This window comes from Clostridium sp. 1001283B150210_160208_E6 (assembly GCF_015669365.1).
Classification (GTDB): Bacteria; Bacillota; Clostridia; order Clostridiales; family Clostridiaceae; genus Clostridium; species Clostridium paraputrificum.
Window position 1 is genome coordinate 80,386 of record NZ_JADPAA010000004.1, and the last position, 22,375, is coordinate 102,760.

The 22,375-nt window shown below is 31.4% G+C and carries 17 protein-coding genes; 15 read left to right on the plus strand and 2 right to left on the minus strand.

The features are described from left to right. Nucleotides 1-199: 199 nt before the first annotated feature. From I4V16_RS06535 to I4V16_RS06575, 9 genes are all read left to right on the plus strand, one after another. Nucleotides 200-1,237 carry a sugar-binding domain-containing protein gene (locus I4V16_RS06535; protein WP_049178915.1) on the plus strand — a complete coding sequence of 346 codons (1,038 nt, stop codon included), beginning with the start codon at nucleotides 200-202 and terminating at the stop codon, nucleotides 1,235-1,237. A gap of 63 nt (nucleotides 1,238-1,300) precedes the next feature. Then, nucleotides 1,301-2,311 (plus strand): type I glyceraldehyde-3-phosphate dehydrogenase, encoded by a 1,011-nt coding sequence (gap, locus tag I4V16_RS06540; protein ID WP_027098745.1) that lies wholly within the window; start codon nucleotides 1,301-1,303, stop codon nucleotides 2,309-2,311. A gap of 109 nt (nucleotides 2,312-2,420) precedes the next feature. Then, nucleotides 2,421-3,599, plus strand: a complete 1,179-nt coding sequence (locus tag I4V16_RS06545) for a phosphoglycerate kinase (RefSeq protein WP_027098744.1) — start codon at nucleotides 2,421-2,423, stop codon at nucleotides 3,597-3,599. A gap of 268 nt (nucleotides 3,600-3,867) precedes the next feature. Beyond that, complete coding sequence (tpiA, locus tag I4V16_RS06550; RefSeq protein WP_195966592.1) at nucleotides 3,868-4,614, plus strand: triose-phosphate isomerase; 747 nt, start codon at nucleotides 3,868-3,870, stop codon at nucleotides 4,612-4,614. Between the two features lie 211 nt (nucleotides 4,615-4,825). Further along, complete coding sequence (gene gpmI, locus I4V16_RS06555; protein ID WP_049178914.1) at nucleotides 4,826-6,361, plus strand: 2,3-bisphosphoglycerate-independent phosphoglycerate mutase; 1,536 nt, start codon at nucleotides 4,826-4,828, stop codon at nucleotides 6,359-6,361. A gap of 149 nt (nucleotides 6,362-6,510) precedes the next feature. After that, on the plus strand, nucleotides 6,511-7,176 hold the full coding sequence (locus I4V16_RS06560; RefSeq protein WP_099328976.1) for an ABC transporter ATP-binding protein: 666 nt from the start codon (nucleotides 6,511-6,513) through the stop codon (nucleotides 7,174-7,176). 11 nt (nucleotides 7,177-7,187) lie between these two features. Further along, nucleotides 7,188-9,716: an ABC transporter permease gene (locus I4V16_RS06565; RefSeq protein ID WP_099328977.1), complete on the plus strand. Its 2,529-nt coding sequence runs from the start codon at nucleotides 7,188-7,190 to the stop codon at nucleotides 9,714-9,716. A gap of 438 nt (nucleotides 9,717-10,154) precedes the next feature. Beyond that, complete coding sequence (locus I4V16_RS06570) at nucleotides 10,155-10,841, plus strand: response regulator transcription factor (protein WP_049178911.1); 687 nt, start codon at nucleotides 10,155-10,157, stop codon at nucleotides 10,839-10,841. Then, nucleotides 10,841-12,088 carry a HAMP domain-containing sensor histidine kinase gene (locus I4V16_RS06575; protein ID WP_111918360.1) on the plus strand — a complete coding sequence of 416 codons (1,248 nt, stop codon included), beginning with the start codon at nucleotides 10,841-10,843 and terminating at the stop codon, nucleotides 12,086-12,088. Before I4V16_RS06570 ends, I4V16_RS06575 begins: the two co-directional genes overlap by 1 nt. On the opposite strand, the gene I4V16_RS06580 is transcribed toward I4V16_RS06575, so the two are convergent. After that, nucleotides 12,072-12,290 (minus strand): hypothetical protein, encoded by a 219-nt coding sequence (locus I4V16_RS06580; RefSeq protein ID WP_049178909.1) that lies wholly within the window; start codon nucleotides 12,288-12,290, stop codon nucleotides 12,072-12,074. The two genes, I4V16_RS06575 and I4V16_RS06580, sit on opposite strands and share 17 nt — an antisense overlap. 176 nt (nucleotides 12,291-12,466) lie before the next feature. Between I4V16_RS06580 and I4V16_RS06585 the strand changes: the two genes are divergently transcribed. From I4V16_RS06585 to I4V16_RS06600, 4 genes are all read left to right on the plus strand, one after another. Next, nucleotides 12,467-13,093, plus strand: a complete 627-nt coding sequence (locus tag I4V16_RS06585) for a hypothetical protein (RefSeq protein WP_049178908.1) — start codon at nucleotides 12,467-12,469, stop codon at nucleotides 13,091-13,093. A gap of 151 nt (nucleotides 13,094-13,244) precedes the next feature. Next, complete coding sequence (gene eno, locus I4V16_RS06590) at nucleotides 13,245-14,537, plus strand: phosphopyruvate hydratase (RefSeq protein ID WP_099328980.1); 1,293 nt, start codon at nucleotides 13,245-13,247, stop codon at nucleotides 14,535-14,537. Nucleotides 14,538-14,710: 173 nt separating this feature from the next. Beyond that, entirely contained in the window at nucleotides 14,711-14,941 is a 231-nt protein-coding gene (gene secG, locus I4V16_RS06595; protein ID WP_049178285.1) for a preprotein translocase subunit SecG, read from the plus strand. 151 nt (nucleotides 14,942-15,092) lie between these two features. Continuing rightward, nucleotides 15,093-17,117 (plus strand): sodium-translocating pyrophosphatase, encoded by a 2,025-nt coding sequence (locus I4V16_RS06600; RefSeq protein WP_099328981.1) that lies wholly within the window; start codon nucleotides 15,093-15,095, stop codon nucleotides 17,115-17,117. A 96-nt stretch (nucleotides 17,118-17,213) separates the two neighbouring features. Here I4V16_RS06600 and I4V16_RS06605 read toward each other — a convergent pair whose 3' ends face one another. Next, nucleotides 17,214-19,037, minus strand: coding sequence for a hypothetical protein (locus I4V16_RS06605; RefSeq protein ID WP_195963257.1), 1,824 nt, complete (start codon nucleotides 19,035-19,037; stop codon nucleotides 17,214-17,216). 298 nt (nucleotides 19,038-19,335) lie between these two features. Between I4V16_RS06605 and rnr the strand changes: the two genes are divergently transcribed. Next, entirely contained in the window at nucleotides 19,336-21,564 is a 2,229-nt protein-coding gene (gene rnr / locus I4V16_RS06610) for a ribonuclease R (RefSeq protein ID WP_195966593.1), read from the plus strand. 36 nt (nucleotides 21,565-21,600) lie between these two features. Next, nucleotides 21,601-22,071: an SsrA-binding protein SmpB gene (gene smpB, locus I4V16_RS06615; protein WP_027098730.1), complete on the plus strand. Its 471-nt coding sequence runs from the start codon at nucleotides 21,601-21,603 to the stop codon at nucleotides 22,069-22,071. Nucleotides 22,072-22,375: the final 304 nt, after the last annotated feature.

Genomic DNA, 22,375 nt, shown 5'->3' on the forward strand with positions numbered 1-22,375 from the left:
ACTAAATTATAATTTTATAAGATTAACATATACTAAATATTGATTTACGAAAAATAGATTATACAAAATGGAAAGCTTTAATAAATTACAAAAAAACTTTCCAATACCTCTTTAAAAATTCCAATTAGTGATTTATAATAATACATGTGGGACGTAAAAATGGCGAGTGGGACATACTTCGCCCAAAGGAGTGTTAGAGGTGCAGGAAATATTGCGATTACAAAAGAAAATAGTTCCTGAACTTGTAGAAGTACTCGAAAAAAGGTACAATGTACTAAGAACTATTTACTATAATCAACCAATTGGTAGAAGAATTTTAGCTAATCAGTTGAATTTAGGGGAAAGAATAGTTCGAACCGAGATAAACTTTCTTAAGTCACAGGGATTGATAGAGATAAATACTCCTGGCATGACAGTAACAAGCAGTGGCGAAGAAATTGTTAATAACCTTAAAGATTTTATACATGAGATAAAAGGACTATCTGATATAGAAAATCAGATAAAATCACTTTTACATCTTAGAAAGGTTATAATAGTTCCAGGAGATGTAGAGGAAAATCCTACAATCTTAAAAGATCTTGGTAAAGCATGTGCGGCATATGTAAAAGATATTATCCACGACAATTGCATAATTGCTTTAACTGGAGGAAGTACTATAAAAGAAGTTGTTGAAGCCTTTCCAAGGCAAAACACAGGTTTATCAAATGCATTAGTTGTTCCAGCTAGAGGTGGAATGGGAAGAAAAGTTGAAACCCAGGCCAATACATTAGCAGCATCATTAGCTCAAAAGCTAAATGGAACATATAAATTACTTCACATACCAGAAAATCTATCATCAGATATTCTCGATACTTTGTTAAAAGAAAGAGAAATTAAAGATGTTATAGATTCAATACATCAAGCAGATATATTAATGTATGGTGTAGGTAATGCCAAAGAAATGGCAGTGAAGAGAGGTGCATCTGAAAAAGAGATAGAAAGACTTGAAAGCTTAGAAGCAATAGGTGAAGCGTTTGGTTGCTATTTTAATAAAAATTCGGAAGTAGTGTCTCAAACAACTGCTATTGGAATTAATATTAAAGAATCTAGAAAAATTAACACGCATATTGCTGTTGCAGGTGGAAAAAATAAAGTAGAGTCAATTATTTCTACTCAGCGTAATAATACAAATGGAATTTTAGTTACTGATGAAGCAGCTGGAAGAGAGATTCTTGAAAGGTTGAAGCACAGTAATTAGAATATATAAAAAAGTTTATAAAAATTAATTTTTATAAAAACCAAATTTTAGGAGGTAATTTTAATGGCAAATGTTAAAGTAGCGATTAATGGTTTTGGACGTATTGGACGTCTTGCATTCAGACAAATGTTCGGAGCAGAAGGATATGAAGTTGTTGCAATCAACGACTTAACAGATCCTAAGATGTTAGCTCACTTATTAAAATATGACTCATCTCAAGGTAGATATAACGGAACAGTAGAAGTTAAAGAAGATTCTATCGTTGTTAACGGAAAAGAAATCAAAATTTATGCTGAAGCTGACGCTTCAAAACTTCCTTGGGGAGAAATCGGAGTAGACGTAGTTCTTGAATGTACTGGATTCTACGTATCAAAGGCTAAGTCTCAAGCACACATCAATGCAGGTGCTAAGAAAGTTGTTATTTCAGCTCCAGCTGGAAACGACCTTCCAACAGTTGTATTCAACGTAAACCAAGATATCTTAACTGCTGAAGATAACATAATCTCAGCTGCATCTTGTACTACAAACTGCTTAGCTCCAATGGCTAATGCATTAAACAACTTTGCACCAATTCAATCTGGTATAATGTCAACAATCCACGCTTACACTGGAGACCAAATGGTACTTGATGGACCACACAGAAAGGGTGACTTCAGAAGAGCTAGAGCTGCAGCTGTTAACATAGTTCCAAACTCAACAGGAGCTGCTAAGGCTATCGGATTAGTTATTCCAGAATTAAACGGAAAATTAATCGGTTCTGCACAAAGAGTTCCAGTTCCAACTGGATCAACTACTATCTTAACTGCAGTAGTTAAAGGAAAGGACGTTACTAAGGAAGCTATAAACGCTGCTATGAAGGCTGCTTCTAACGAATCTTTCGGATACACTGAAGAAGAATTAGTATCTTCAGATATCATCGGAATCACTTATGGTTCATTATTCGATGCAACTCAAACTATGGTTGCTCCAATCGGAGAAGATTTATACCAAGTTCAAGTTGTTGCATGGTATGACAACGAAAACTCATACACTAGCCAAATGGTTAGAACAATCAAATACTTCGCTAGCCTATAAGATTTAGAATTAGCATAAAGTATAAAAAGTAAAATAAGTCTGGTTTTGTAGTATAAGGCTATAAAGCCAGACTATTTTAAAATATAGAATAAATTAAGAGGTGAAAAGAATGAACTTTAACAAGAAGACTATTGAAGATATCGATGTTAAGGGTAAAAAGGTTTTAGTTAGATGTGACTTTAACGTACCTTTAAAAGATGGTGTAATAACTGATGAAAATAGATTAAATGGAGCACTTCCAACTATTAAGTACTTAATGGAAAATGGAGCTAAAGTAATCCTTTGCTCACATTTAGGAAAAGATGCTTCTAAGTCATTAGCTCCAGTAGCTAAGAGATTAAGCGAAATGTTAGGAAAAGAAGTAGTATTTGCTAGAGACGAAGAAGTTGTAGGAGCAAATGCTAAAGCTGCAGTTGCTGCTATGAATGATGGAGATGTTGTATTATTAGAAAATACAAGATGCAGAAAAGAAGAAACTAAGAACGTTGAAGAATTCTCTAAAGAATTAGCTTCTTTAGCTGATATATTCGTTAACGATGCATTCGGTACTGCTCACAGAGCTCACTGTTCAACAGTTGGTGTTACTGAATTCTTAGATACAGCTGTATGTGGATACTTAATTCAAAAAGAATTAAAGTTCTTAGGTGAAGCTGTAAATGCACCAGTTAGACCATTCGTTGCTATCTTAGGTGGATCAAAGGTTTCTGATAAGATCGCTGTTATAAACAACTTATTAGAAAAAGTTGATACAATCATCATTGGTGGAGGAATGGCTTACACATTCTTAAAGGCTCAAGGATATGAAATCGGAACTTCTTTATGTGAAGACGATAGAATGGACTATGCTAAAGAAATGATAGCTAAGGCTGAAGCTAATGGCGTTAAATTCTTATTACCAGTAGATCACAGAATTGCTGATGGATTCAAGGATGTTGAAGCTACAGTAACTGAAGATCAAAACATTCCAGCAGGATTCATGGGATTAGATATCGGACCTAAGACAGAAGCTTTATATGCTGATGCTATTAAAGATGCTAAGACTGTTATCTGGAACGGACCAATGGGAGTATTCGAATTCGAAAACTTCAACAAGGGTACAATTGCAGTAGCTAAGGCTATGGCTGATGCTGATGCAACAACAGTTATCGGTGGAGGAGATTCTGCTGCTGCTGTTAACATTTTAGGTTTTGGAGATAAGATGACTCACATCTCTACAGGTGGTGGAGCTTCATTAGAATTCTTAGAAGGAAAAGTTCTTCCAGGAATAGCTGCTCTAAACGATAAGTAAGACTCTAAATCTTTGATTTGGCTAGTCGAACTTTACAAAGTGAAAGTAATTAAAATAAAAAAGATAAAAGAGATAATAAAGATAATAGAAATAAGAAAGATAATAAAGATAAAAGAGATAAGGATGAAGTTCCTTAAGGGAGCTTCTAAAGAGTACATCATTAGAAAATCCAAAGGATTTTCATCCTTATCCTGATTATTTTGATTAACCTTATTATCCTAATTAACTATATTTTCTTTATTATCCAAAATATGATGAGGTGATTTTAATGAGAAAAGCTGTTATAGCTGGTAACTGGAAGATGCATTACACTCCAGATGAAGCTGTTAAAGTTATAGAAGAATTAAAGCCATTAGTAAAGGATGCAACATGTGAAGTTGTTATTTGTGCTCCATTTGTTGATCTTGATGCTGTTATAAAGGCTGCTAAGGGATCAAACATAAAGATAGGTGCTCAAAACATGCACTTTGAAGAAAAGGGTGCTTTCACAGGAGAAGTTGCTCCAGGAATGTTAAAAGCAATGGGAGTTGACTATGTTGTTTTAGGACATAGTGAAAGAAGAGAATACTTCAACGAAACTGATGAAGCTTTAAACAAGAAGGTTAAGGTTGCTTTCGCTCACAACTTAATTCCAATTCTTTGCTGCGGTGAAACACTAGAACAAAGAGAAGGTGGAGTTACTAATGAAGTAGTTGGAGCTCAAATTAAAGCTGATTTAGCTGGATTAGATAAAGAATTAGCAGAAAAAGTTATCATAGCTTATGAACCAATCTGGGCTATTGGAACTGGTAAAACTGCTACTAACGAACAAGCTAACGAAACAATAGCTGCAATCAGAGGAATCGTTGCAGAAATGTTTGGTCAAGAAGTTGCTGACAAGGTAAGAATCCAATACGGTGGATCAGTTAAGCCTAACACAATAAAAGACCAAATGGCTATGTCTGACATAGATGGTGCTTTAGTTGGTGGAGCTAGCTTAGTTGCTACTGATTTTGCTCAAATCGTAAATTACTAATATCAAAAGCTGTTGTACATTGTACAACAGCTTTTTAAATTGAGTGAAGAAATAATTAACTTAATTTATCAGATAAAACAGAAATTTTAAAAATATAAAGGTTTACATAGTTAGGAGTTTTAAATCTTTTGTAGTATAATAATATTGATTAAAAGAAAAATAATACTAATGAAGTATTACGAATAAATTAAATGTAAACTTGGAGGGAATTATGGCAAAGAAACCTGTAATGTTAATGATACTTGACGGATTTGGAATTGCTCCAAAGTCTGAAGGAAATGCTGTAGCATTAGCTAATAAACCAAATTATGATAAGTTAGTAAGTGAATATCCAACTACAGAATTACAAGCAAGTGGAATGGCTGTTGGTCTTCCAGAAGGTCAAATGGGAAATTCAGAAGTTGGTCACTTAAATATTGGTGCTGGTAGAATAGTATACCAAGAGTTAACTAGAATAACTAAGGCTATCCAAGATGGTGATTTCTTTGAAAATGAAGCATTATTAAAGGCTATGAAGAATGCTAAAGAAAATAATGCTGCATTACACTTAATGGGATTATTATCAGACGGTGGAGTTCACTCTCACATAGAACACTTAAGAGGTCTTTTAGAGTTTGCTAAGAAAGAAGGACTTCAAAAAGTTTATGTTCATGCATTTATGGACGGAAGAGACGTACCACCATCATCAGGTAAAGATTTTATAATTAAAACAGAAGAAATGATGAAAGAAGTTGGTGTAGGTCAAATTGCTACAGTAAGTGGTAGATATTATGCAATGGATAGAGATAACAGATGGGAAAGAGTTGAACTTGCTTATAATGCTTTAGTATTAGGTAAGGGTGAAACTGCAACTTCTGCTGTTGAAGCTATAGAAAAATCATACCATGACAATAAGACAGATGAGTTCGTATTACCATGTGTAGTTTTAGAAGATGGACATCCAACTGCTACAATTAAGAATGGTGATTCAGTTGTATTCTTCAACTTTAGACCAGATAGAGCTAGAGAAATAACAAGAGCAATTAACGATAAAGTATTTGATGGATTTAAGAGAGAAACATTAAACTTAACTTTCGTTACTATGACTCAATACGATAAAACTTTAGAAGGCGTTGAAATAGCATTTAAGCCTCAAACATTAGTTAACACATTAGGAGAATATGTTTCAGGTAAGGGATTACAACAATTAAGAATTGCTGAAACTGAAAAATATGCTCACGTAACATTCTTCTTCAATGGTGGAGTTGAAAAGGAAAATCCAGGAGAAGAAAGAAAGGTTATACCTTCTCCAAAGGTTGCTACTTACGACTTAAAACCAGAAATGTCTGCTTTTGAAGTAACAGATGAATTAATAGCTAGATTAGATGAAGATAAGTACGATATGATCATACTTAACTATGCTAACCCAGATATGGTTGGTCATACTGGAGTTGTTGATGCTGCTATTAAGGCTGTAGAAACTGTAGATACTTGTCTTGGAAAAGTTGCTGAAAAGGTACTTGAAAAAGATGGTACATTATTCATAACTGCTGACCACGGAAATGCAGAAACTGAAATAGACTTCTCAACAGGAAATCCATTTACAGCACATACTACAAACCCAGTTCCATTTGTATGGGTATCAAACCATGTTGATGGAAGAAAGCTTAAAGAAGGAAAGCTTGCTGATATAGCTCCTACTATGTTAGGTGTTATGGGAGTTGAAGTACCAGCTGAAATGACTGGAGAAAATTTAATAGTTGAATAATTTTATTAATAATTATGATAGAGACTCGCTTAGGTGAGTCTCTTTTTTGCTAAAATTACAAAACTGTAATTTTTCATTTAATATTATAGTAATATTTAGATTTTATTATATAGGTATAGAATGAAAAGAGAGAAAGTGAGGAAATAAAAATGGTAGTTATTAAAACAGATAGTTTAAGTAAGGTTTATGGAAAAGACGGAAATAAGGTTATTGCATTAGATAATGTGAATATAGAAATTGAAAAAGGTGAATTTGTTGCAATTGTTGGAGCAAGCGGTTCTGGTAAGAGTACATTACTTCATCAAGTTGGTGGTGTAGATAGACCAACAAGTGGAAAAGTAATTATTGATAATGAAGATATATATAAACTTAAAGAAGAAAAGCTAGCTATATTTAGAAGAAGGAAAATAGGATTTGTATTTCAATCATTTAATTTAATACCAGTTTTATCTGTAGAAGAAAATATAAAAATGCCTGCTCTACTTGATCATCAAAAAGTAGATAAAGAATACTTTAAAGATTTGGTTAAGACTTTAGGAATAAGTGATAGATTAAATCATCTTCCATCTGAGCTTTCAGGTGGCCAACAACAAAGAGTTGCTATAGCAAGAGCTTTAATAAATAAGCCAGCTATTATACTAGCTGATGAACCAACAGGAAATCTTGATAGTGAAACATCAAAAGAAATAATGGAAATGTTAAAGCTATCTGTAAGAAAGTATAATCAAACAGCTATCGTAATCACTCATGATTTAAGCATTGCAGAAAATGCTGATAGAGTAATAAAGATTAAAGATGGAAAAGTAATCGAATAGGGGGGTAAGAAGTGAAAAATTATAGTGAAATATCTAATAGATATATGAAGCAAAATAAAAAGCGTACTTCCCTAACAATACTTGGAATAACATTAGCTACAATATTAATATTTGCAGTTGGTACTTTTCTTTTAAGCTTTAGAGATTCTATGTTAGTAGAGCAAAGAAGAACTGGTGGGGATTATGAGTTTATATTGAGAAATATAACAAGTGAGCAAGTAGATAAAATTAAAAATAATGCAGAAGTAAAAGATACATCTTTATTACTATCAAGTGATGATGAATATACAATGGAAGGAAAAGATGAAATATTAACTTTTGATTATGGTAATAAAGATTATTATGAAAAGATGCAGACATCACCAATTAAAGAAGGTAGAGTACCTACTAAGGAGAACGAAATTCTAATTAATCAATCTGTAAAGTCCTTATTAAAAGTTAATGTTGGAGATAAGATTGACTTAAAAGATGCAAATGGAAATGAAAAAGTGGTTGAAGTCGTTGGAATAGAGGAAGGGACACTTTATTCAGGTAATAATGTATTTTATGTAAAAGACTATTTAAATGATAAAAACTTAGATCAAAATGCTGAGTATAATTTATATTTAAATCTAAAGTCAGGTAAAAATAAACAAGAGATTATTGCAAAGATAACAGAGCAAAACAATATAAATAAGGAATCTATAAACAATAATTCTAATGTACTATATTTAACAGGTAATGGTGGAAATGAATATGTATCAGGAGCTTTAAGAAATATGGCTATATTTGTAATAGCTACAATAATAGTTTGTACCATAGTTGTTATTTATAATTCCTTTAATATTTCAGTAATAGAGAGAATAAGGTATTTTGGAATATTAAAAGCTATAGGGGCAACCCCTAAACAAATAAAAAGAATCATATACAAAGAGGGCTTTTTAATGGGGCTTATAGCTTTACCATTAGGCTGTATAGTAGGATTCTTGGCATTAAAGTATGGTATTAAAATATTTATTGGAGATACCTTAATGTTTATTGAGAGCTTTAAAGTTGGATTTTATCCTGTAATCATTTTAGTTACAGCCATATTGGTTGCTATTACTATATTTTTATCAATTCTAATGCCAGCTAGGAAGGCAAATAAGATATCGGCAGTTGATGCAATAAGGAATAAAAATGAAATAAAGTTAGGGAAGCTTAAGAGAAGAAAAGGAAGAATAGTTGGAAAAATATTTGGTGTTGAAGGTAGTATTGCTTATAAGAATATAAGGAGAACACCATTTAGATTCATTATTACTTGTTTAGCATTAACAGTATCAATTATTATGTTTAATGTATTCTATGGATTTGTTGATTTTGCTAAACAATCTGTAATGCAACAATTTATGTATTCACCTTTTGATGCTCAGCTTTCTAATGAAGTTACAGATAGTGGATTAAAAAGTGAAGATATTAAAGAAATAGAAGGTAAAGACTTTATAAGAAAAGAATATAAATTTTATATTGATTATGCTAATTTAGCTATACCAAAAGATAGTGTGAACCCAGATTATGCTAACAAAGTAGGAAGAAATCCATTTTACGATAATTTCCCTTCGTCAGATATGATAGATGCTAGTGGAACACAAATATATGTTGGGGGAAATGATGAATTAAATATTATAGACAGATATATAGTTGATGGAAAAGTAGATTTAGATAAGCTTAAGAAAAATGGAGTAATTCTTTTAGATGGCTACCAAATACGTAATGAAGATGGAGATATAGAATCAGTACAGGCTACTAAATATAAGGTTGGAGACAAGATCAGAATACCTAAATTAGATAATTATAGTAGAAATGTAGAAAATGCTAGTAGAAATATAGAAGAAGCAATAAAGAATAAGGATTACTATGAATTGGAGGTTGTTGCTATAGCTAATAGAGAACCATTAATGGGAAATACACTTTATAGTGCACCACAATTAATGTTCCATGAAGATTTGTTTAAGACTATGGTTAAGGATTTTAATTATAATGGTCTGTTCTTTGACTTTGAGGGAGACGAGGAAGCAAGAGAAAAAGCACTTGAGTATTTTAATAATGTAGCAGATGAAAAGGAACTTGTTTATCAAGATTTAGGAGATTTACTAAAAGAAGTAGACAGCATATATGGACAAATTGAATTCTTTGTTTATTGCTTTATAGCAATTGTTACAATAATTTCAGTAGTTAATATTTTTAATACAATATCAACCAATTTATTGTTAAGAAGAAAAGAGTTTTCTACCTTAAAAGCTATAGGTATGACCGAAAAGCAACTTAAGAAGAGCGTATTGCTTGAAGGTACCCTTTATGGAATCTTATCAGCTATAATTGGTGGAGGAGTATCAGCAGTGCTTCTAGGATTATTAGTTAAACTTGGAGCAGGTTTTGCAGAAGTTCAATATAACTTTGACTTTATTGCATTCGCTATTTCAATAATATGCGCAATAGGAGTAACTTATATTGCAACTGTTATTCCAATGAATAAACTTAAGAAGCTTACTATAGTTGAGGGAATAAGTGAAGAAGAGTAGGCAGGTAAGAAGGTAAGAGATAATAGAGATAAAAAGATTAAAAAGGATAATAGGGATTAGGAGGAGAAATTGCCCTTGGCAATTTCTCTCCTTAAATAAAAAAACTTTGCAGGTGCAAAGTTTTTTTATTATCTTTATTATCTCATTTATCTCAGGCATCTTTCTTATCTTATAAAGGTTTTTTATTTGGAATATCAGAACTATTCCTACAATTCACCACGAATAAATTATGAATTTATATATATCACTATGACTGTCTGGAAATTCATAATCATAAAATTATAATAAGTATCAACCTGGTTTTAGTTTTCATGATAGGCCTCCTGAAGTAATCATAGGCACTCTCTACCACAAAATGTAAAATAAGAGAAGGGGTTTTTGTAATTTCCGGGGAAATATATTAGAATAAAATGGAATAATAATTTTAAGGAGAGGTAAATGAATATTTTATTAGTTGAAGATGATATTACTTTAGCAATGGGAATCGAATATTCTCTAAAAAATGAAGGATTTAATGTCCATACAGTAGGAAAAATAAAAGATGCAAAAGAAAAGATAAGTAATTCACATATAGATATTATTTTATTAGACGTAAATTTACCAGATGGAAATGGATATGAGTTATGTAAAGAGGTTAGGGTAGATAGTGAGGTTCCAATAATTTTTCTAACTGCCTGTGACGAAGAGGTTAACATAGTTATGGGATTAGATTTAGGTGCTGATGATTATATAACTAAACCAGTTAGAGTTAGAGAATTAGTAGCTAGGATAAATGCAGTTGCTAGAAGAAAAGGTGTAGTATCTAAAGATAAAGAAGATAATAAAATTATTGTTAGAGATATTAAAGTGTTGCCTTTAAAATATGAAGTTTATAAGGGAGAAGAAAAACTTCAATTAACTTCAGTAGAATATAAATTACTTTTACTTTTAATAGAGAATTCTGGAAATGTATTAACTAGAAAGACATTGTTAGAAAAGCTTTGGGATATAGAAGGAGATTTTATTGAAGAGAGCACATTAACAGTATATATAAAAAGATTAAGAGAAAAACTTAAAGAGGATAAGGAAAATCCTTATATTGAAACTGTTAGAGGAATAGGTTATAAGTGGATAGGTGAAAAATAATGAATTTAAAAAGGTTATATAATAATCCAGAAGCTAAGAAAATAACATCAAAATTTCTTATTATTTTTTTAGTTGGAGTTATATCAATATTTGGAGCAACTTACTATGTTGTTGAGAATATAAACAAAACTTTACTTGATCAAAATATTTCTGTTATTAGTAGTGTTATAGAAAATAAGGAAATATCAGAAGTTATTAAAGGATTTTATGAGATAAAGGATGGAAATGAGTTAGTAGAAGCTAAGGAGATACTTGAAAGTTATGGATATGATGATGACTTATCTATAATGGTTAATGAGGTTACAAATAAATTTTATACAGAGATACTAGTTATATTCATACCAATAATTATTCTATTTACTATAATGCTTTACTTAATATTTATTAAAGAATTGAAGGATATATATGTCCAAGTTGATAATATAGTAAAAAATATTTCAGACACTTCAAATGGTAAATTTAAGAAGATTGAACCTAAGTATAAAGAGGGAGATGTAGCTATACTTACAACTTCTCTTAATTATATGGGAGAAAGAGTTAATAATTCTATTCAAAAATTAAATGAAGATAAAGATAATTTAAAAGATTTCTTATCGGATATTTCTCATCAATTAAAGACTCCATTAGCATCTTTGGTTATGTTTACAGATTTAATGAAGGAAAATGAGGATATGCCTAAGGAGGATAGGGCAAAGTTTTTAGATAAGTGTGATGAGCAAGAAGTAAGAATGGAATGGCTTATAATGAATCTTTTAAAAGTTGGAAGGTTAGAGGCAGGAGCAGTAAACTTTAAAAGAGAAAGACAACCTTTAAGGGAAACTATAGAGCTAGCAGTTTCTTCTTTAATTGGAGAAGCTGAAAGAAAAAATCAAAAGCTTATAGTAACTGGAGATTTAGACTGTGAGGTTGTGCATGATAGAGAGTGGTTAGGTGAAGCCATATCTAATATTACCAAGAATGCTATAGAACATACTCAGGATAGCGGAGAAATAGAAATTCGAGTTTCTGAGGGGAAAATTATAAAGAATATTTATATTAAAGATAATGGACCTGGAATACCTAAGGATATTAGAAAAAAGGTATTTAAGAGATTTTATAAGGGTGAAAGTAGTACAGATCCAAAGAGTATAGGGATTGGTTTATCCTTATCTAAAAGTATAGTTGAAGAATTAGGTGGAGAAATAAGGCTTATTAGTGAAGAGGGAGAAGGAACTACATTTATTATTAGTTTTATAGAAATGGATTAAAATCAAACTTTTTTAATATAATCATAACTATGGTAAACGGAATAATTGCTGATAAAGCTGAGATTAATCCTATCATAATACTTTCCATTGAAAAGTTTCCTCTTAAATATGCAAGTGTATTACCTACACCAGTCATAATACCAAAAGCCATGCTTCCTAATAAAATAGTTTTAATATCATCTTTATTTAGTAAATTTTTCATTTTTATTACCACCTTTTTTATTTGATTCTATGTTTTAATAATAAGCGATCAATATTACTAGGAGATTACTACAAGAATTACAAATTAGTAATAATTAAGTTAATGGTATTTTGTTTTTTCATATTATGTGATTATTAAACATATAAATATATCAAAATAATATAAAGGTAGATTCTATGAAAAAATATCATTGTTATTCAGCAAGCTTTGATGATAAAACAGAAGAGTTATTTAGAGAAGCTATATTCTTAGGACAAGGAAATAATGGGGTTGTGTATAAGTTGCCTGAGAATAAGGTAATAAAAATTTTTGTTGAAGAAAAGGTCTGTAGTGACGAATCATATACTCTTTCAAGGACTAACGGGTCTAAATACTTTCCTAGAATATATAAGATAGGCAAATTATATATTGTAAGAGAAATGGTAGAGGGGATTCAGCTTGATAAATACATAAAGAAAAACGGGCTAAACTTAGAACTAACAAGAAATATCTATAAGCTAATAAAAGAATTTAAAAGGTTAGACTTCTCTAAAATAGACACAAGATGCAAAGATGTATATGTAAAAGATGATTGTACAATAATGCTTATTGACCCTAAAAAGTGTTATAAAAGAAAAGTGAATTTTCCAAGACATTTAATGAAAGGTTTTTTAAAGCTTGAAGTTTTAGATGATTTCATAAAGTATATGGAAAAGATTGATAAGAAGAAAGCTAAGGAATGGAAGAATAAGTTTGATAAGTATTGGCAAAAAGAAAGTCAAAAAGAGAAATACCAAAGAGATGATGAAGATTTATACTTATAGTTTTTACAAGAGGGAGTCAAAGTAAAAGTGAGTTATTTTGAGGCCCTCTTAATTAATTTTATGAATATAAGAATAATATTTAGTAAATACTATTCTTGTTACTTGAACTAACAAATATTAGAAATATATAAGTTTTTAAGGAGGAAGAGTTATGAAAAGTTATGTTGAGATCGTTGATATTGTTGGAAGACAAATTCTAGATTCTAGATGTTTCCCAACAGTTGAAGTTGAAGTTTATTTAGACGATGGTACTGTAGGAAGAGCAGCTGTACCTTCAGGGGCTTCAACTGGTATATATGAGGCTGTAGAACTAAGAGATGGCGATAAAGACAACTATCTAGGAAAGAGCGTTGAAAAGGCTGTAAGAAATGTAAATGAAACTATCGCTGAAGAATTAATAGGTTGTAATGTATTTGACCAAACATATATTGATAAAACAATGATTGAATTAGATGGTACTCCAAACAAAGGAAAACTTGGAGCTAATGCTATTTTAGGTGTATCTTTAGCATGTGCACAAGCAGCTGCTAATTCTTTAGGATTACCTTTATATCAATATATCGGTGGAGTTAACGCTAAGGTATTACCAGTTCCAATGATGAACATTATAAATGGTGGTTCTCATGCAGATAACTCAGTTGATTTACAAGAATTTATGGTTATGCCAGTAGGGGCTAAGACTTTCTCAGATGCTATGAGAATGTGTGCTACAGTATATCATACTCTTAAAAAGACTTTACATGAAAAAGGATATTCAACTGCAATTGGTGATGAAGGTGGGTTCGCTCCTAACCTAAAATCAAATGCAGAGGCTATAGATGTTATAATAGAAGCTATAACTAAAGCAGGTTATAAGCCTGGAGAAGATATGTTCATTGCAATTGATGCAGCTTCTTCTGAATACTACAAAGATGGAAAGTACGTTTTAGAAAACGAAGGAAAGACTTTAACTGCTGAAGAAATGGTAGACTTCTTAGAAGATTGGGTTAACAAGTATCCAATAATCTCAATTGAAGATGGTATGGCAGAAGAAGATTGGGAAGGATGGAAGTTACTTACTGAAAGATTAGGTAAGAAGGTTCAATTAGTTGGAGATGACTTATTTGTAACTAACACTGAAAGATTAGAAATGGGAATTGAAAAGGGAGTAGCTAACTCAATTCTTATTAAATTAAATCAAATAGGTACATTAACTGAAACTTTAAATGCTATTGAAATGGCTAATAGAGCAGGAATGACTGCAGTAGTTTCTCATAGATCTGGTGAAACTGAAGATACAACAATAGCTGATTTAGTTGTAGGAGTTAATGCAGGTCAAATTAAGACTGGGGCACCAGCAAGATCTGAAAGAGTTGCTAAGTACAATCAATTAATTAGAATTGAAGAAGAATTAGAAGATGTAGCTGAATTTAGAGGAAGAAAAGCCTTCTTTAATATTAAATAGTTTAAAAAGATTAAAATCAGTAATAGAAGTGGTTAATTATTACTTCTATTACTTTTTTTATGCTATTATTTAAGAAAACTTCTTTAAAAATATTTGTAAAAAAATGCATAGTGTGATATGATAATTTTATTGTAATATGTATTTATTAGGCTTACTAAGCAGGAGGTGTTCCTATGAAAACTGCATTATTAGTTGTAGAAGTTATATTAGGATTAATAGTTATTGTATCTATATTAATGCAACCAAGTAAATCAGATGCTTTAAGTGGATTAGTACAAGGAAGCAAAAATGAAACTTTCTATGCTAAAAATAAAGTAAGAACAAAGGAAGTAATGTTAGAAAGATTAACAGTTATTTCAATGGTTCTTTTTGCAGCTACTACTTTAGTATTAAACATAATATAAATAAGATAAATTAACAGCTATTTATGTAGCTGTTTATTTTTTTGCTTTAAAATAAAATTTCCTAATCTTCTTGTGACTCTTTTATGGAGAAGATGAATAGCATATAGTGAGATAATAATGGACTGCTAATTTTTATTAAGGAGATGATAAAGTGAACTTATTAATAATATCTGCACTTTGTGGTATAGCAGCTCTACTAGGAAATATTTTCATTATAAAAGGAATTGTTAAAAAGGATCCAGGGGACAATGAAATGCAGGAAATAGCTGGACATATTGAAGAGGGAGCTATGGCTTTTTTAAAGAAAGAGTATAGATATTTAGCTGTTTTCATAGTAGTGGTTGGCCTTACTATAGCAATATTCCTTAAAGTGCAAACTGCAGTGGCGTTTTTAATAGGAGCAGTATTCTCTATTTTAGCAGGTTATGTTGGAATGAGAGTTGCAGTAAAAGCTAATGTTAGAACAGCACAAGCAGCAAAAACAGGAATTAAAGATGCTTTGTCTGTAGCTTTTTCAGGTGGAACAGTTATGGGCTTATCTGTTGTTGGACTAGGACTTTTTGGATTAGGATTACTTACAATTATTTTTGATTTAAATACAGAATATATAACGGGTTTTGGACTTGGAGCATCCTCAATAGCTTTATTTGCAAGAGTAGGGGGAGGCATTTATACTAAGGCTGCTGATGTTGGAGCTGACTTAGTGGGAAAAGTTGAAGCTGGTATACCGGAAGATGACCCAAGAAATCCTGCTGTTATAGCCGATAATGTAGGAGATAATGTAGGGGATGTTGCTGGTATGGGAGCAGATCTTTTTGAATCATATGTAGGTTCTATAATATCTGCAATTACCTTAGGGTCATTATTAACCAATGTATCAGGAAGAGATGGAGCAATATATCCTATGATATTATCAGGGCTTGGAATTATAGCTTCTATTATAGGAATATTATTTGTTAAAAATATAAAGGGTAATAACCCTCAGAAAATATTAAATACAGGTAGTACAATATCAGGAATACTAGTGGTTATATTTGGAGCAATAGCTTGTTATTCTATGTTTAACTCACTAAAACTATTTATTCCGGTAATAGCTGGACTGGCTGTTGGAATGATAATAGGTAAGATAACTGAAGTTTATACATCCTCAGATTATAAGTCAGTAAAACTTATTGCTGATGAATCAGAAACAGGAGCAGCAACTAACATTATTTCAGGATTATCAGTAGGAATGAAATCAACAGTTATTCCAATAATATTAATTGCAATTGGAATCCTAGTAGCTTACTTTGGTGTAGGAGGAGCGTCAGATGCTAAAGTAGGCCTTTATGGTATTGCCCTTTCAGCAGTAGGTATGCTATCAACAACAGCTATTACAGTAGCAGTTGATGCATATGGACCAATTTCTGATAACGCTGGAGGAATTGCTGAAATGGCAAATCTAGATCCAGAGGTAAGAGAGATTACTGATAAATTGGACTCTGTAGGAAATACAACAGCAGCAATTGGCAAGGGTTTTGCTATTGGTTCAGCAGCACTTACAGCCCTAGCTCTATTTGCATCATATGCTCAAGCTGTTAACTTAGAAAAAATTAATCTTTTAGAACCAACAACATTAGTAGGAGTATTTATTGGTGGAATGCTACCTTTCTTATTTGGGGCATTAACAATGTCTTCTGTAGGAAAAGCAGCAACTCAAATGGTTGAAGAGGTAAGAAGACAGTTTAAGGAAAAGAGAGGCATATTAGAAGGAACAGAAAAGCCAGATTATTCAAGATGTGTTGAGATATCAACTCAAGCTGCATTAAGGGAAATGGTTTTACCTGGAATATTAGCAATAGTAATTCCAATAGGTGTTGGTCTTATTCTTGGAGCAGAAGCATTAGCTGGGCTTATTGCTGGGGGAGTAGTTACAGGTGTTCTAATGGCTATTATGATGTCAAATGCAGGTGGAGCTTGGGATAATGCAAAGAAATATATAGAGGGTGGAGCTCATGGAGGTAAGGGAAGTGAAGCTCATAAAGCAGGTGTAGTAGGAGATACGGTTGGAGACCCATTTAAGGATACATCAGGTCCATCCATGAATATATTAATTAAGCTTATGACAATAGTTTCATTAGTATTTGCACCACTTATCATTAAGTATGGAGGAATACTTCTTAATCTAATTAAATAATTATATTGGTTAAAAAATAGAAAAAGATAATAAGGATTTAGTAATTAAACTACATCCTTATTATCTTTATTATTTAAATTTTTTTCTTATCTTAAACTAATGTTTTGGTCTATATTTCTTTCTTAATGCTACTACGCCACCTAATGAAGTCATAGATGCTATTAAAAGCCCTGCAATGTTTGAAGGGTCTCCAGTTTTAACTGGTTCAGATGGTTTAACTTCAGGTGTAACAGGAGTTTCTGGAACTTCTGGTGTTGGTGGAGGAGTTAATCCTTTAATAGTTAATGTTTGAGTTAATACTATTGGAGCTTCATCACCATAAGTTACTTTAACATTATAAGTTATAACCCTATCTTCATAGCTAGGTTTTATAGCTAAGTTCCATCCATCTCCAGCACCATAACCTGGAGCTACTGGAATAAAGTGATTTAATGAGTCTTCTTCACTTTCACCTTCTTCACCCATAACTGGAAGTGGTAATAAAGTTAAATCATCCTTAAATTCTTCTTGAATTTCTAAATCAACATGAACGTTTGGTTCATTATTAAAATTAGGATCTTCTTCAGCATTGTTGTTTATTGTTACATCAACTTTATATGGGGTATATTCATTATCTTCATTTGGATTAATAGATACATTTTCTCCGCCAGCTAAAGAAGCTGTAATATTACGTTCAGCATTAGCCTTTATAGTAAGATTTTGTTTTACAATCTTAGTTTCTGTAGAATCAGACTTAACAATTACATTAAAATAAGCATTTATATCATCATAATAGGTACCTTCAGCCACTTCTAATTGGATATCTGAATTAGCACTTTGATCAGGTGCTAAGGTTCCTATATTATGTGTAGCATCTCCTACAATAGATAATAAATCTCTATATTCTTCTGGAATTTCAATGGCTGAAGTAACATTATTTAATGGAATATCACCACTATTTTTTACAGTTGCAGTTGTTTCGTAAGTTGGATAAGTTCCATCTTCATTTGCTTCTATAGTATTATTATTTAAAACAGATACAGATATATCACTATTAACTTGAGAATTTAAAGAAGATGCTCCATAGTTACTTGTAATAGTTTTAGTTTCGCCAGGTTGAATAGTTATATCTTCCCAATACATAACTACACAACTATCCCCATTGTGGTAATCTTCGTTTATTTCATTATTCCATATATTGCTTGCATCATCAGCTAACCAATTAGTAAATTGAACTTTAGTTGGTTTTGAATCTCTTGAAAAAGTATATTTAGCTACAGCTGAAGGATTTTCTAAATTATCATAAGCAAACCAATAATTTGGAACTTGAGTACCAGTAAGTTCTTTTCCTGTATCAAAGCTTCCTACACCAGGAACATTAAAAGGTGCACGATCATTTGTACCAACATAAGTATCAAGCATTGTTTTAAATGAGAAAGTTTTAGCTTCATTACTAGTATTAGTGAAAGTATAAGTCATAGCAGTAGAGTCTTCATAAGAAGATCCTGGACTCTTAGCTAAGCCTAAATTACGATCTACTTTAATGCCTTTATCAGATTGATATGAAGATTTTATAGAATTTCCGCTTTTTGAAGTATTTTGCCAGCTTCCAGTATATTCACCTAAGTCACCTGTGGTTAATACCTCTAAATCATCACCTACTTTTAGAACTTCAGCATTTGTATATCCAAACAATAATCTGACGTCATTATCATTATCATTTGTTGGGTCTCCTCCAGTGGTCATAATAGTAAATTGACCACCACGAATTGCATTAACTAATAAAGAATCATTAGAAATTTTGTAATCTTCAGTATCGCTGTATAAAGTCAAAATTGAATTGGATTTTTCTTCAGCAGCACTTGTAGAAACAACAGGCATTATTACTAATGAGGTTGTAAGAGCTGCTGCAAGAATTAATGATAAAAATTTTCTTTTCATAAATTTACCTCCCACAAAATGTAAATACAAATACAATTATATCCATTTAATGGGAATGCTATCAATAAGAAAAGTTACAAATCGTTCACAAAAAGTTGACAAAAACTTTTAAAATATCCTTTCTAAATATTACTCATGAATAATATTTAGAAAGCAAATGTCACAAAATAAAGAATGTAGTAGAATATATGAAAGTATCCTAAAGTAGTGCAATATGGTAATATAATAAATAGATTAGTTATTTTTAGAATGGGAAATATAATTAATGAAATATTATTCAAATATATAGGAGGTAATAATGGGAATAAAAGATACATTATTAGAATTCATGCGTGAAGAAGCATATAGACCGATGGATATTCAAGAACTAGTTTCAGTTTTTGACATTAATCCTGATGAATATAGAGCATTTAAAAAGACATTAAAAACAATGGAGAAGGAAGGGCTTATTTTTAGAACTAAAAAAGATAAGTTTGCGCTTCCAGAAAGATTAGGACTTATTACAGGTAAACTACAAGCTCATGCTAAAGGATTTGGTTTCTTAATTCCAGAAGTAGAGGGAGAAAAGGATGTTTTTATTCCAAGTTCTTTTATAAATGGAGCTATGAATGGAGATAGAATACTTGTACAAATTACTAGGGAAGATAAGAACGGAAAGAAGAGAGAAGGAGAAGTAATTCAAATTCTAGAAAGAGGTAATACAAAGATTATTGGTGTATATGAAGACAGCAAAAACTTTGGATTTGTAATTGCAGAAGATACAAGGATTAGCCAAGATATATTTATATCTAAAAAGGACAGAAATGGTGCTAAAGACGGAGATGTTGTAGTTGTAGAAATTACTAAGTGGCCAGAGAAGAGAAGAAGTCCTGAAGGTGTAGTTAAAGAAGTGCTTGGACAAAAGGGTGATAAGGGGTTAGATATTCTAACTATAATTAAAAAGTATGGTCTTCCAGAAGAGTTCCCACCTAAGGTTCAAGCTTTTACAGCAGGTATTGACGAGGAAATACCTTTAAAAGAATATAAGAGAAGAAAAGATCTTAGAGATGTTAGAATGGTAACTATTGATGGAGAAGATGCTAAGGATTTAGACGATGCAGTTTCTATAGAAAGACTTGATAATGGAAGATACAGATTAGGGGTTCATATAGCAGACGTATCTCATTATGTTAGAGAAAAGAATCCTTTAGATAAGGAAGCTTTAAAGAGAGGTATATCAGTATACTTAATAGATAGAGTTATACCTATGCTTCCTAAGAAGTTATCTAATGGTATTTGTTCATTAAATCCTAAGGTAGATAGATTAACACTTTCTTGTATCATGGTCATAGATGGTAGTGGTAAGGTTTTAGACCATGAAATTGTTGAATCTGTAATAAGAACAAATGAAAGAATGACTTATACAGATGTAACTAAGATACTTAAGGATAATGATCCAGAGCTAAGTAAGAGATATGACTATCTTTTAGATGATTTTAAAGCAATGGAAGAACTTTGTAATATTTTATATAAGAAGAGAACAAAAAGAGGGGCTATAGATTTTGAGTTTGAGGAATCTAAAATTATATTAAATGAATTTGGTAAGCCTATTGATATTAAGCCTTATGAAAGAGAAATAGCAAATAGAATAATAGAAGAATTTATGCTTGTTTGTAATGAAACAGTGGCTGAGCATATGTTCTGGAGTCACTTACCATTTGTTTATAGAATTCATGAAGATCCAGATGAAGAAAAGCTTGAAAAGTTTAGAGAATTTATATATAACCTAGGCTATATTGTTAAATGGAATGGAGAGGTTAAACCTAGAAATCTTCAAGAAATTTTAGAAAAGGTAAGGGGTAAGAAAGAAGAAACAGTTGTAAGTACTTTACTTTTAAGAAGCATGATGAGAGCAAAATATTCTCCTGAATGTGTAGGGCACTTTGGTCTTGCAGCTAAGTATTATTGCCACTTTACTTCACCAATTAGAAGATATCCAGATTTACAAATTCATAGAATAATTAAGGAATTTATAAATGGTAAGATAGATGATGATAGAAGTAAGAAGTTAACAGCTCTTGTTGATTATGCAGCAAGACAATCTAGTGAAACAGAAAATATTGCAACAGAGGCAGAAAGAGAAGTTGATGACCTTAAGAAGGCTGAATATATGTTAGATAGAATTGGAGAAGAGTTTGAAGGTATTGTATCTTCAGTTACTTCTTTTGGTATGTTTGTAGAATTACCTAACACAATTGAAGGACTAATTCATATAACAGCTTTAGATGATGATTACTATATTTATGATGAAAATCATTTATGCTTAATGGGTGAAAGAAGTAAGAAGATTTATAGATTAGGTGATTTTGTTAAGGTTAGATGTAGCAAGGTAGATATTCCAAACCGTGAAATATATTTTGATATGGTAGAAGATGAATATATTAGGGAAGAAATTAAGGCTAGCAAGGAATTAGCTGAAAAAATATCTGAAGTTAAGCAAGAACTTAAAGAGGAAGACGTTGAAGAAACAGATGATAATATATTATAATTTATAAAAGAAATAAAAGCTAAGTAGGTGAGAAATTTGGTAAGAAAAAAGAATAGTAATTCCTTAGCTGAAAATAGAAAAGCACGTCATGACTACTTTATTGAAGAAACTATGGAGGCAGGATTAGCTCTAGTTGGTACAGAAGTTAAATCAATTAGAGGAGGTAAGTGTAATTTAAAGGATAGCTATGCAGATATAGAGAATGGTGAAATTCTTATAAAGCAAATGCATGTAAGCCCATATGAACAAGGAAACATTTTTAATGTTGATCCTATGAGAAATAGAAAGTTATTACTTCATAAGGAAGAAATTTTTAGACTTCAAGGATTAGTTCAAAGGGATGGATATACTTTAATTCCATTATCACTTTATCTAAAGAATGGTAGAGTTAAGGTTGCTCTTGGGGTTTGTAAAGGTAAGAAGAATTATGATAAGAGAGATTCTATGCTAGAAAAAGCTGCTAAGAGAGATATGGATAGAGCTATTAAAAATAGTGGCAGATATTAGTTAGGATAAAAAAAGAGAATAAAGATGCCTGAATATCTAAATCTATGATTTAGTAATATGAGGGTACTCTGTGAGTAAGAGAGATAAGGTGGAGAAATTGCTTGGTAATTTCTCTGCCTTTTTTTGTAGTAAAGTAAGGAGGTAAAAAGGTAAAAAGGATAATCAGGATAAAAGAGATAATAAAGTTGAAGAGGAAACTCTGCTATCGCTAGAGTTTCTGGAATATATAGATCGGCAGTGGTAATTATGAAAGTTTTATTTGTGGGAATAGGATTTTGATTTTAAGTTGAGTTTGTGAGAGCGA